The sequence below is a fragment of the Acinetobacter sp. SM1B genome, assembly GCF_003289665.1.
Classification (GTDB): domain Bacteria; phylum Pseudomonadota; class Gammaproteobacteria; order Pseudomonadales; family Moraxellaceae; genus Acinetobacter; species Acinetobacter schindleri.
Genome location: NZ_QMBM01000001.1, coordinates 739,896 through 753,311, shown reverse-complemented (window position 1 = coordinate 753,311; position 13,416 = coordinate 739,896). Strand labels below are relative to the sequence as shown.

The 13,416-nt window shown below is 43.7% G+C and carries 12 protein-coding genes; 4 read left to right on the top strand and 8 right to left on the bottom strand.

The annotated features are described in order from the left end of the window. Together C8322_RS03555 and C8322_RS03550 are read left to right on the top strand one after the other, a co-directional pair. Window positions 1–1,185: an iron-containing alcohol dehydrogenase gene (locus tag C8322_RS03555; RefSeq protein ID WP_111810398.1), complete on the top strand. Its 1,185-nt coding sequence runs from the start codon at window positions 1–3 to the stop codon at window positions 1,183–1,185. 268 nt (window positions 1,186–1,453) lie between these two features. After that, window positions 1,454–2,845 carry an APC family permease gene (locus tag C8322_RS03550; protein WP_076753989.1) on the top strand — a complete coding sequence of 464 codons (1,392 nt, stop codon included), beginning with the start codon at window positions 1,454–1,456 and terminating at the stop codon, window positions 2,843–2,845. A gap of 81 nt (window positions 2,846–2,926) precedes the next feature. Here C8322_RS03550 and C8322_RS03545 read toward each other — a convergent pair whose 3' ends face one another. The 8 genes from C8322_RS03545 to rplU form a co-directional block, all read right to left on the bottom strand. Further along, entirely contained in the window at window positions 2,927–3,316 is a 390-nt protein-coding gene (locus tag C8322_RS03545) for a hypothetical protein (RefSeq protein ID WP_051064890.1), read from the bottom strand. A 173-nt stretch (window positions 3,317–3,489) separates the two neighbouring features. After that, on the bottom strand, window positions 3,490–3,966 hold the full coding sequence (locus C8322_RS03540; RefSeq protein ID WP_103799680.1) for a tRNA (cytidine(34)-2'-O)-methyltransferase: 477 nt from the start codon (window positions 3,964–3,966) through the stop codon (window positions 3,490–3,492). Between the two features lie 37 nt (window positions 3,967–4,003). Further along, complete coding sequence (gene cysG / locus C8322_RS03535; protein ID WP_111810397.1) at window positions 4,004–5,377, bottom strand: siroheme synthase CysG; 1,374 nt, start codon at window positions 5,375–5,377, stop codon at window positions 4,004–4,006. 71 nt (window positions 5,378–5,448) lie between these two features. Beyond that, on the bottom strand, window positions 5,449–6,720 hold the full coding sequence (gene serS / locus C8322_RS03530) for a serine--tRNA ligase (RefSeq protein ID WP_103799678.1): 1,272 nt from the start codon (window positions 6,718–6,720) through the stop codon (window positions 5,449–5,451). A gap of 100 nt (window positions 6,721–6,820) precedes the next feature. After that, window positions 6,821–7,576 (bottom strand): DUF3298 domain-containing protein, encoded by a 756-nt coding sequence (locus C8322_RS03525; RefSeq protein ID WP_103799688.1) that lies wholly within the window; start codon window positions 7,574–7,576, stop codon window positions 6,821–6,823. Window positions 7,577–7,749: 173 nt separating this feature from the next. Next, entirely contained in the window at window positions 7,750–8,442 is a 693-nt protein-coding gene (lolA, locus tag C8322_RS03520; RefSeq protein WP_005222953.1) for an outer membrane lipoprotein chaperone LolA, read from the bottom strand. A 240-nt stretch (window positions 8,443–8,682) separates the two neighbouring features. Further along, window positions 8,683–8,937 carry a 50S ribosomal protein L27 gene (gene rpmA, locus C8322_RS03515; protein WP_004814861.1) on the bottom strand — a complete coding sequence of 85 codons (255 nt, stop codon included), beginning with the start codon at window positions 8,935–8,937 and terminating at the stop codon, window positions 8,683–8,685. 19 nt (window positions 8,938–8,956) lie between these two features. Beyond that, entirely contained in the window at window positions 8,957–9,268 is a 312-nt protein-coding gene (gene rplU, locus C8322_RS03510; RefSeq protein WP_004814860.1) for a 50S ribosomal protein L21, read from the bottom strand. Between the two features lie 456 nt (window positions 9,269–9,724). Here rplU and sdsA point away from each other — a divergent pair, with 456 nt between their 5' ends. Continuing rightward, entirely contained in the window at window positions 9,725–10,702 is a 978-nt protein-coding gene (sdsA, locus tag C8322_RS03505) for an All-trans-nonaprenyl-diphosphate synthase (protein ID WP_111810396.1), read from the top strand. Between the two features lie 15 nt (window positions 10,703–10,717). Further along, window positions 10,718–12,760: a site-specific recombinase gene (locus C8322_RS03500; RefSeq protein ID WP_004891896.1), complete on the top strand. Its 2,043-nt coding sequence runs from the start codon at window positions 10,718–10,720 to the stop codon at window positions 12,758–12,760. The last annotated feature ends 656 nt before the right edge of the window (window positions 12,761–13,416 follow it).

Below are 13,416 nucleotides of genomic sequence, written 5' to 3'. Positions count from 1 at the left end.
ATGACCAAGCCTTATTATGAATTTTTCTGTCCAGTCAAGGTGATTGCCGGTCATGCTGCGCTCGAACATATTCCGTTTGAACTCTCGACATTAGGTGCCAAACGTCCACTCATCATTACCGATAAAGGCGTACGTGCCAATAATCTGCTTGCACCGATTGAAGCTGCTTTTGAATCGACGGATGCAGAGATTGCAGCGATTTTTGATGATGTCCCACCCGATTCGAGCTTAGGTACAGTACGTCGTGCTGCACAACTATATCGTGACAATAACTGCGATGCGATTATTGCCATCGGGGGCGGTTCAGTTATCGATACCTCAAAAGCGACCAACATTCTGGTCTCTGAAGGTGGTGATGACTTGCTTAAATATTCTGGCGCACATAACCTGCCAAAGCCCTTAAAACCATTTTTCGTAATTCCAACCACGTCTGGAACAGGTTCTGAAGTAACCATGGTTGCAGTGGTATCGGATACTGAAAAGAACCTGAAAATGCCGTTCGCATCTTATTATCTGATGCCGCATGCTGCGATTCTTGATCCACGTATGACCCAGACTTTGCCACCGCACTTAACCGCAATGACTGCAATGGACGCGATGACCCATGCGGTCGAAGCCTATACCTGTATGGCAGCCAATCCGATTTCAGATGCTTATGCCACAGCAGCAGTGAAGAAAGTCAGTGAGAATCTGTTTAAGGTGCTGGATAATCCGTCTGATGCTCAAGGTCGTCTGGAATTGGCACAAGCTTCTACCATGGCTGGGATCGCTTTTTCGAACTCAATGGTTGGTCTGGTGCACTCACTCGGTCATGCGCTCGGTGCGGTAGCTCACTTGCCGCATGGACTATGTATGAATCTGTTCCTGCCTTATGTACTGGAATACAACAAGGAAGTGAATGGTGGCAAGATTGCAGAGCTGCTTCTCCCACTGGCTGGCCCTGATATTTATGCACAGACCCCGGGGCATCTGCGTGCCGATAAAGCGATTGCAACCATTCAAGCGATGCGTGACCGTATTTATGCTCTGACTAAATTACCACGTACATTAAGTGAAACAGGTAAGGTTTCTGAAGCCCACCTCGATGAAGTGGCAGAGAAAGCCCTGAATGATGGTTCCATCATTTATAACCCGAAAGAAGCCACCCTGGAAGATTTGAAAACCATCTTAAAAAAGGCTTGGTAATTACTGAAAAATAAGCCAATATAGCCGAAATTCTAGCCTGATGTTTTTTTAAGCATCAGGCTTTTATCTTGCATAAGAAAAAATTCGATTTCTTTTTTTGAATGGCACATTTTATGCAGGACAAAAGTCAAAAAAATAGCTAGCAAAAGCCGTTCTTTTCAAGTAGATTGGCGGACTTTTATAGAAAACTGTAGGGGGGATCGTTCGTCTCAAACGATCCTTATTCAATATGACTGATCCTTGATCAACGATTAAGAGGATAACGCCGTTGACTAATATCTCTGGGACTCAATCGGCAGCTAAACTGCAAAAAACGCTAGGACTCTGGCACATCATTATTATTGGTTTAGCTTATATTCAACCCATGACCTTGTTTGATACATTTGGTCTGGTATCTGAAGAAAGTAACTTCCACGTTCCTACCTCTTACATTTTTGCACTGATTGCAATTTTGTTAACCTCCTTGAGCTATGGTCATATGATTCGTCGCTACCCTTCTTCGGGTTCGGCCTATACCTATGCGCAAAAATCCATCCACCCGAACGTAGGTTTCATGGTGGGTTGGTCATCCTTGCTGGATTACCTGTTATCGCCAATGGTCAATATCATTCTGGCGGTGATTTATCTGGAAGCACTTTTTCCAGACATGAACCATTGGGTTTGGGTCATTGGTTTAACCGCGTTTATGACTGCGATTAACCTTCGCGGTGCGAGATTTGTTGCCAACTTCAACAGTATGATTGTATTCGTACAATTGGGCGTCATTGCATACTTCACCTGGATGGTTTACCAACTTCTGGAAGGTGGCGTAAATGCAGACGGCACATTAGTCGATGCAAAGTATCAACTGTGGAGTTTAGAGCCATTCTGGAATGAGTTTACTTCTGTTGCTGCCCTGATTACCGGTGCAACCTTACTATGCTTCTCTTTTACAGGTTTTGACTCTTTAAGTTCACTGGCTGAAGAAACCAAAGATACTGAAAAAACTTTGCCTAAAGCGATTTTCTTGACTGCATTAATAGCGGGTATCATTTTCATCATCAGTACTTACTTCATGCAGATCTTCTTCCCGAATGATCCAAAAACCTACTTTGAAGATATTGCTGCAACACAGCCTGATATTTTACAAGCAGTAGGTGGCGTGGCATTTAAGACAGTGGTACTTTACTTTGCGATTGTGACAGTTATGGCTTCCGGTATTTCAGCGCATGCGGGTGTGTCTCGTCTGATGTACGTAATGGGTCGTGATGGCGTAATTAACAAAAAAATCTTTGGTCACATTAGTCCGAAAAACTACACACCGTCGTACAACATCCTGATCGCTGGTGCAGTTGCTTTAACTGCTGGTTTCATGGATCTTGACTTTGTCGTGTCACTGATCAGCTTTGGTGCGTTAACTGCATTCAGTTTCGTCAACTTGTCGGTGATTTCACGTTATGCACTGCGTGATGGTCGCACGAAGAGTGCCAAAGAGATCATGAATTTTGTCGTCGTTCCCTTACTTGGCTTCATTTCAGTGTTTGCATTATGGCTAGAAGTCGACGAAGCTTCGCTTAAATACGGTCTGATCTGGGCATTTGGCGGTATCTTGTACCTGGGTTATAAGACCAAAGGCTTCAAGCACCCTGCTCCTCAGCACAATGAATTTGATGATAAATAATATCCTTCTTATTCAAATAAAAAAGGCGCTTGATGCGCCTTTTTTAGTTCTGACTTGTTTATTTTTTAGTTCAGTTCAAAATCATTTTAGACGACAGTTAAAGCCCATGCGGGTATCAACAATATTGTCTTTATAACCAAGCCGTTCGATAAATAGATTACGATTTTTTAAAACCTCCTGACTTTCAGGACTCAAACGCGCCTTGTTTTGTACAGCCAGATGATAGGTTTCATTCACCACACCCTGGAAGATATTACACACTTCCTGACGTTTTGGTTGATTCAGAATCCGTCCGCGCCAACTCCATTCAAAATCATCTTTGCTAAGGGTTTTACCCCAAGCTTCAATACGCTCATTCAGTTGCTGCTGCATCTCTGCCATACCCTGCCTGATTTCCTCCTGAGTAAGCGGTTTTACCTCTTCTACTGGCTGTTGTGGTTCTGGCTGTGCCTGGCTTGCTCCACTAAACATTAATAAAACCGCACAACTTGCTGTGATCCACCCCTTATTCAAGTTCTTTCCCTTTTTCCATGTTCTCAACTATTTATACCGAAGATAAGCCCAATGACCAACCACTGCACAAGCCTTGTTACATAAATAAAAAAAGCCACCAATTGGCAGCTTTTCTTAAAAAAAGAAACTAATTAAAGCATTTTAAACCCCTGCTGACGCCAGGCCTCGTACACAATCACTGCTGTCGCATTGGACAGGTTCAGACTACGCGAATTCTCAGCCATTGGCAGACGGATCCAGTGTTCTTTCGGAAACATCATACGCACATTTTCTGGCAGACCACGTGTTTCCGGCCCCATCAATAAAGCCACAGGACGATTTAAGTCTGAAGTATGTGGGGTTTCAGAACCTTTAGTCGTCAATGGATAGACCGCATCTGCACCAATGCCTTGAGAAGCCAAATCTACCAGACATTCTTCAATATTTTCCCAGATTTGCATATTGGCATATTCATGGTAATCCAGACCGGCACGTTTTAGCTTTTTGTCATCCAGTTCAAAGCCCAGCGGCTTGACTAAATGCAACTGTGCTCCCGTATTTGCGCATAGGCGAATAATATTACCTGTATTGGCAGGAATTTCAGGCTCATATAAAACAACATGGATCACAGCTTTTCTCTACTCTTGGGAGGAGTTAAGTGGTCGTTTACGACCACTTAAGTTTTTCACGTAAACGCACCACTTCACCAATAATGGTCAAAGTTGGTGCCTGAATATGGTGCTCAGAGACTTTAGATGCAATATCTTGGAGCGTTCCAATGACTACTTTTTGCTCAGGCGTAGTGCCTTTAGACACTAAGGCCACCGGCATATCCGGGCGCTGGCCATGCGCGATCAGTTGCGTACAGATCTTTTCCAGCCCAACCAAACCCATATACAGCACTAAAGTCTGGTTTTCATAGACCAGTTCACTCCAAGGCAGCTCGGGTGAACCTTCTTTTAAGTGACCTGTCAGGAAACGTACACTTTGCGCATAATCACGATGAGTCAGTGGAATACCGGCATAGGCTGAACAGCCAGAAGCCGCGGTAATACCTGGCACCACCTGGAAAGCCACACCCGCAGCGAACAGTTCTTCAATCTCTTCACCACCACGGCCAAAGATAAACGGATCACCACCTTTCAGACGACAGACACGCTTACCTTCACTGGCATATTTTACCAATAAGGCATTGATCCCTTCTTGTGGCACTGCATGATTAGATCGTGCTTTACCGACGTAGATCTTCTCTGCATCACGCCGGCACAAGTCCATGATTGGTGCAGAGACCAGACGATCATAAATCACCACATCGGCTTGTTGCATTAAACGCAATGCTTTTAAGGTCAAGAGTTCTGGATCACCAGGACCTGCGCCAACGAGGTAAACCTCACCTTTTGGCTTTTGCCATTCCAGTAGTGCCTGTTCAATCAGATGATCAGCTTCAGCCAGATTGTCATTAAACACCTGTTCTTTCAAAGGACTAGCATAAAGCTCTTCCCAGAAAATACGGCGTTCATCTGGATTAGCAATCTTGGCTTTTACCGCGCTACGCCACTTCCCAGAGAATTCAGCCAGTTTACCCATACCATGTGGAATGGTGGTCTCTAGCTGGGTACGAATCTGACGGGATAACACCGGTGACGTGCCATTTGATGCTACCGAAATCACTAGCGGTGAACGGTCAATAATCGCCGGAACCATAAAGCGGCAATGCGGTGGATCATCTACACTGTTCACCAGAACATTTTCAGCTTCACAGGCATTAAAGACCTGACGGTTGACTTCAGCATCATCAGTCGCTGCAATCACCAGACGATAAGAGCGTAATGGAATTTCAGGATTGAAAGGTGCCTGAACATATTGGCCAGCAGTTGCTTGAATAATCTCAAGCAGAGCTGCTTCAATTTCAGGTGCAATTACCGAGATAACTGCGCCTGCTTTCTGTAGCAATACCGCTTTCCGGTACGCAATATGTCCACCACCAACAATCAGACAGGGTTGCTGCTGCAACTTTAACGAGATTGGGAAAATATCCACGAAAAGCCTCAAATATTTAGATCTGACTGTCTAAGCAATTTTCATGCACATTTTGGTGCATACACCGATATTTAGTCGATGTAAGTTGCACCACCCATGTACGGACGCAATACTTCAGGGATCTCAATTGAACCATCTGCACGTTGGTAGTTTTCCATCACAGCAAGTAAGGTACGACCCACTGCCAGACCTGAACCATTTAAAGTATGCACAAATTCAGTTTTCTTCTGGTCGGCCCGGTAACGCGCTTTCATACGACGTGCCTGGAAATCACCCATATTTGAACATGAAGAGATTTCACGATAGGTATTTTGGCTTGGTACCCAAACTTCCAAATCATAAGTCTTGGTTGAACCAAAGCCCATGTCACCGCCACACAGAATGATCTTACGGTATGGAAGGCCTAAAGCTTGCAAGATACCTTCTGCATGACCAGTCAAGTCTTCCAGTGCCTGCATAGAATCTTCAGGTTTTACGATCTGAACCATTTCAACTTTATCAAACTGGTGCTGACGGATCAGGCCACGGGTATCACGACCATAAGAGCCCGCTTCACTACGGAAACATGGCGTATGTGCAGCATATTTCAATGGCAGGCGGTCGGCATCAATAATTTCATCACGCACGAAGTTGGTTACTGGCACTTCAGCTGTTGGAATCAGATAAAATTCTTTTTCGCCTTGCAGCTTGAACAGGTCTTCTTCGAATTTGGGTAACTGACCTGTGCCACGTAGCGAATCAGCATTTACTAAATATGGTACATAGGCTTCGGTATAACCATTTTTGGTGGTATGCGTATCCAGCATGAATTGAGTCAACGCACGTTGTAGACGCGCTAAAGGGCCTTTAAGAACGCTGAAACGTGAACCAGTCAATTTAGTTGCTGTTTCAAATTCCAGACCGCCCATCATTTCACCCAGGTCAGTATGATCTTTGATTTCAAAATCAAATTCGCGTGGTGTACCCCATTTCAGGATTTCCACATTGTCAGACTCATCTTTACCTTCAGGAACAGATTCATCTGGCAAGTTTGGAATAGACAGGGATTTTTCTTCCAGTTCAGCTTGCAATTCAGCCAGTGCTGCTTCTGCTGCTTTAATTTCATCGCCAATTGCAGACATGCGTGCCATGATTTCAGACGCATCGCCACCAGCTTTTTTGATTTGGCCAACTTGTTTCGCACCCGCATTACGCTCAGCTTGTAGCGATTCAGTTTTAGACTGAATTTCTTTACGGCGAGCTTCAAGTGATGCCCACTCTTCGACATTCAGTTGAACACCACGTTTTGCCAAGGCTAAATTTACAGCCTCAATATTATTTCTGAGTAATTTCGGGTCGATCATAGCCAATCTTTAGATAAGAAAAAAACTGGCTATAGTGTAAGCTCTTAACGGCAAAAAATACAGTGACCTGGTGAATGGCTGCGCCTTATTAGCACAATATTTAAAGGGTTGTTTTTGGCAAAACGGATAAATATTCAGGTCGGATGATCCCGTTTAATGCCGTATAAGGTACTTTTAATTCTACCATTGCACTTGTGGACTTGCTCAACTCACCTGCTGGATAAATCAGTACCAAGCCTTGACTGTTAAAATAATAATTGTCACTTAATTCCAATTGCTTTGATGTTACTTGGGCACGATCCAACCAGTCTTTGTTTTCTTGATACAAGCTTTGTTTTAACTTTCCTTCAGTATTGCCCAGCATGATTTGATAAAGAGCCAGACGCTTCTTTTGCTTAAGGTCCAGATTGACGTATTCAGTATGAGATTGTGGCTGTGCTGCACGTTTAGGCTGATGAGCAGTTTTGAATATAAAAGTCACCAGATGACCATGCTGATTCAGGTAACTGGCCTGAATGGAACGCTGCTCAATAAATTTCGGCTGATCCTTTACTTTGATTTTATCAATGCTTACTTTCCTAAAGGCAACTGGTTCTGTACGCTGGATACGCTCTAGAAAATACTGGTCAATCCAAGCCATATTGGTATCTACAGTTTGCAGATCAAAGCGCACACAACGCTCTACTTCGCACACGACCTGATTAACACCTTTAACCGGAATGGTTTTGGATTGTATTTGCCCTGCTTCTTCTGTTTGCGCAGATGCATTGACTGAGGGCGTTTGAGGCTGACAGGCAAACAACCCAATATTTAAACATAAAATACAGCTAATCCAGCCGGTTTTAAATGAAGTCATTTTCATCCTAAGCACCTGAAATTTCATAATTTCATTGACTTGACTTTTGTTTATTCTAAAACGCCTGAATCTCCAGATATAGGCAAACCTTGTAATATCTCCAAATCCATTTCTATTATTGGCAAATAAAAAGCAACCCGAAGGTTGCTTTTTTATTTTGCTGATATTGATGCTTATTGATCAATAATGTCCGTTCCTTTAGGCGGTGTGAAATTAAAGGTAGATGCCGGAATGCTGGCATTCACTTTCACATTGCTAAAGTTGATATAAGTGGTTTGACCCAATGAATCTTCCAGAATCATCAGACTCGGTGCCTTGTTAGCGCCAAAGCTAATCGTCAGGCTTTCAAACACACCATCACTTGCCTTTGGATACAGCTTGTAATAGGTCTTGCCTTTGTTTGGCTGTGTCACACGATAAGACTGCATGATCTGGTTGGTATTTCCAGAGAGCAATAATGCTGGTGTATTGGAGACTTGTTCATCCAGGCTCTGACGAACGGCTTGCTGCAAGTCTGGGTCATAGATCCAGACAGTTTTTCCTGTGGTAGCAATTGTCTGTTTCGAAGGTGCCGTAGTTTCCCAATAGAATTTACCCGGACGCTGCACTTTCATCACACCACGAAAGGTCTGGTTCATGTGCTGGGCGCTCAAACCCTTTTTCTGAGTTGCTTTCGGATTGGTAATCTTGGTGGTTTGCTCAAAGTTTGCCGTTAAGCTACGGATATTACTGAGCTGCTTCACCAGATTGGCAGTGGCTTGCTGCTCCGTCGCTGCAGTTGCGGCAAATACAGTCGTGCTCATGACAGGAGCCAGTGTTGCCGCACCGATTGTTATGGCACATACAGTTTTACGAAGCATATTCATAATCTCACCTTTTTGTATTTGCATATCGCTATGTATCTAATGGCTCATCTTAAACGAATTTCAAAAACTAAGATGATAGAAAATAAGAAGTTTTGTATTGTTATTAATGCAAAATCCCTGCTTTTGTTCATCATGATGAAGATGAACGTTTATTCTTCAGCCATATGTTTCAGACTAACTCGTCAATCTTCAAGCATAAAAAAACCCACAGAATCTGTGGGTTTTTTCTATTGTCGCAGATTATGCTTCAACAGATACGTAGCGACGACCGAACTGGCCTTTCACTTCGAATTTTACTACGCCATCAGCAGTAGCAAATAAAGTATGGTCACGGCCCATACCTACGTTAACACCAGCGTGGAATTCAGTACCACGTTGACGAACGATGATGTTACCTGCAGTTACAGTTTGACCACCGTAAACTTTAACACCTAACATCTTAGGATTCGAATCACGACCGTTCTTAGTCGAACCACCGGCTTTTTTAGTTGCCATGTCTCATTACTCCTAGTAATTAGCCTGAAATGCTAGTAATTTTCAACTCGGTAAACCATTGACGGTGACCTTGTTGTTTACGGTAGTGCTTACGACGACGCATTTTGATGATGCGGATTTTGTCGTGACGACCATGGCTAACTACTTCTGCAGTTACTTTAGCGCCAGCTACCACTGGAGCACCGATTTGAATGCTTTCACCGTTTACAAGCATCAACACGTCATCAAAAGTAACAGTTGCGCCAGTTTCAGCTTTCAATAATTCAACTTTAAGGGTTTCGCCCTCAACTACACGGTGCTGTTTACCACCGCTTTGGATTACTGCGTACATAATGTACTCCAAATATGCCCGTGTCGTCGTGCCGATAAAGGGATATACCGGTCTTAAAACGTACGCCACTGGGGGTTATACAAGGGCAAAGATTTTAAGGGATATTCGTATAAACAACAAGCCATTTTATAGAAATATTGATGAACGCATTTATCCATCTCTTTGAGATTATACTAATTTTAGTAAAATCAGACACTCATGCAATTTTTCGCTACAAAAATCAACAGAGCCGGACGGTTATTTTTGAGTAGTATACTGAGCCACAAATTTCAGAGTACATGATCCGTAGAGGTAAATCGATAGAGTACAGTCAGCCACCAGAATCGGGCTGGATGGATTATATTCATCATAAAAAACTGATTTTTAGTGGAGTTTGTACGTTTCTTATGTTTCATGGATGTTATAAATTGTTAAACTATCGACTTGAGATTTACCAAACTAGAGGTTTCCTTTCACATGACCATCGACTTTAAGCAAGATATTCTCGCTCCTGTGGCACACGACTTTGCTGCGATGGACACATTCATTAATGAGGGGATTACTTCGAAAGTTGCCTTAGTCATGGCAGTGAGCAAACATGTGGTTGAAGCCGGTGGCAAGCGTATGCGCCCGATTATGTGTTTACTTGCAGCCAAAGCCTGTGGTGCCGTAGAACTGGAACAACATCGCAAACTGGCCGCCATTATCGAAATGTTGCATACGGCAACTCTAGTTCATGATGATGTTGTGGATGAGTCAGGCTTACGCCGTGGCCGTCCAACTGCCAATGCGACCTGGAACAATCAGACAGCTGTGCTAGTGGGTGATTTCCTAATTTCGCGTGCCTTTGATTTGTTGGTCGACCTTAACAATATGACCCTGCTCAAAGACTTCTCTACGGGTACCTGCGAAATTGCCGAAGGCGAAGTTCTGCAACTGCAATCGCAACATCAGCCAGAAACCTCAGAAGAAACCTATTTGAGCATTATTCATGGCAAGACTTCTCGCCTGTTTGAACTGGCGACCGAAGGTGCCGCTATTCTTTCCGACAAGACTGAGTTCCGTGAACCGTTACGTAAATTCGCCGGTCACTTCGGTAATGCTTTCCAGATTATTGATGACATTCTGGACTATACATCTGATGCTGAAACCCTAGGTAAAAACATCGGTGATGACCTGATGGAAGGCAAACCGACCCTGCCATTGATTGCTGCCATGAAGAATACTACAGGTGAATCACATGAAATTATCCGTCGCAGTATTGCAACGGGCGGAACAGATCATTTGGCAGAAGTCATCAAGATCGTAAATGATTCTGGCGCCTTGGATTATTGTCGCCAGCGTGCAACTGAAGAAACCGAAGCTGCGATCGCTGCACTGGATCTACTGCCGGATTCTGAATACCGTCAGGCGCTGATTAACCTAGCCAAACTTGCGCTTCATCGCATCCAATAGATACCTACCTCGCCTATGCATATTAAGTTTCTCGATATTTTCCAAAGCATGCAGCAACAGCTTGAGCAGCCTCAGGCAAAGCTGGATGAAAACCTGTTAATTGAACTCGTGAATCGTATACGACCAATAGACAGCAAGAATACCGAAGAAATAGAAGAAAAATTTCAGGCGTTTTTACAGTCTTTACTGATCACCCCCAATGCGGTTTCTACCCTGCAGACCTTTGTGCTGCGCGTGATTAACCGCTACAAACAGACCAGCCTGTTTTCTGATACAGGTATTTTATCCTTGGACGGTTTCTGGAATCAGCTCAATCAGCGTATTGGTGCACATATTCTGCCCATGATTCCGGATGATAAAAGCTTGCAGGAACTGATGCGTCGGGTATTTCATGAACGCAGTGACCGCTACTGGCTCGACTATCTGGCCGATGAAGACTGGCTGCGACTGTTTAGCGTGATGAATCAGGGTCATTCTAATCAGCCTGAAAAAACCCGGATTAAAGATGAACTGATCAAGGCACTGACTATCCTGTCATATCGCGTCAGTGGTATTGCCCTGCATCCTGAATTTATCAATGCCCAGCCTGAACTGATGGAATATGAATCGCCTTTTCTGATTCAGAACCGTGAGATCAATGAATTTATCCAGGAATATAAGAAGCGCTTTAATAATGTAGAACTGGTGGATTCAATCCTGCCACCAGACGCTTCTCAGGCAATGGTGATGCTTGAGCAATGTCATGATGTCGTCGCGAAAATTCGCCGCTCCACCAAACGCATTGGCGTAAGTGTCAGTTTGACCTACATGCTGGCCCTGTTGGAACAATGTCTGGAACGGATTGAAATTCTGCTGAATATGATCATGGATGATGACCAGTTGCGTTATCAGTCTATGGGGTATTTTCTGGTAGATATTACTGAAGCACTTTATAGTGAACGTAGTGTCCGCTCCCTGCTGGCGACCAACAGCGAATTACTGGCTTTACAGGTGACTGAGAATGCTTCCAAAACTGGAGAGCATTATGTAAGTACCGACAAGCAGGGCTTCCTGGCCATGTATAAGGCCGCAGCGGGTGCCGGGGTCATTATTGCCACTATGGCTACCCTGAAGATACTCATGGCACGTGTCACCATGGCACCGCTCATGCAAGCCTTTAGCTACAGCATGAATTACTCATTGGGCTTTATGCTCATCCATGTGCTGCATTTTACTGTAGCGACCAAACAGCCCGCGATGACTGCAGCTGCACTGGCTTCTACCGTACAACAGCGTAAAGGCTCTAAAACCGCTCAGATTGCTGAACTGGCTGCATTGATCGTGAATATTATCCGGACCCAGTTTGTAGCAATTCTGGGAAATGTTTCAATTGCCATACCCGTTGCTGCCTTGCTGACCTTTATGTGGGATGCTGCCCTTCATGAACCTTTAATGAATCATGCCAAAGCGGCCAAGACCTTACATGACCTGAATCCGTTTACTTCACTTGCGATTCCACATGCTGCGATTGCCGGGGTTTGCCTGTTCCTGTCTGGCCTACTTGCGGGTTATTTTGACAATATGGCGGTATATCGTAAGGTCGGACCACGTCTGAAAGCGCATGCTCGTCTGGCTAACCTGATGGGACAAGAGCGCTTAAACAAATTTTCCGAATATATGGAACGTAATTTGGGAGCCTTGGGGGGTAACTTTATTTTCGGGATCATGCTCGGCAGTATGGGCACCATTGGTTTTATTCTCGGTATGCCGCTGGATATTCGTCATATTGCCTTTGCTTCGGCCAACTTTATTCAAGGACTGATAAATATTAATGGGCCTGATATTGGCCTGGTGGTGGTTTCGTTTCTAGGTGTTCTACTGATTGGTCTGACTAACCTGTTTGTCAGTTTTAGTCTGACCATTATTGTGGCATTACGTGCACGTCGGGTGCGTTTCGAACAATGGAAACCACTGGCGAAGCTAGTCATGACCCATTTCCTGACTCGACCGAGCGATTTCTTCTGGCCACCAAAGCAAGATGTTGATATTGACAAAAATCATACAACCAGCAAAGGTTGAAACTGAGACAATTCTTATTGATTTATCAACAGAATTACCTAATAAAAATATGGATTTTGTATAAATTACGCACACTTGAAAAAAAGTGTACTGACAAGTACACTTCAGGACAGACGGTTAACCGGTATCATGTCGGTTAGAAAGAACAAGGATATTTGGCATGCCCTACTTGTTGCTTTTTGTCGGTTTTTTTATTTGATTTTCAGTGTGTTCGTTCATCTTGATTCAGCTTATAGCAAGTTTGATTTGCTGATTGCTGAATAAATAAAGTACTACACAGAGATCTGTCTGTATTAAATAACCGCAGCCATAAGGTGCCTGTATGGCATGCCATTTGTATTACTTTTAACCATCTGCTGGTGTATTGCCCCAGTTTGGTATAAAAAGTATGCAAACTTAATTTTATATGTATCGGAATTCTTGGAGGATTTATTCTCAAATGGCGACTTAAAATTCTCATTGCCTCAGTATGGCATTTTGGATGTTTCATAAATTGAACAATACAGATTGCCCATTCCAGTTATGTCGCTTGGTGATTTACATCAGCCAGCAATATCTTCCTCATAAACTGATGGTGTGATGGGCATAAGAATTTTAAAAAACCTTTGGTGAATATGGTTTCCTCTAAAAGTAATCGCCGACCGAAGTATAAGTTT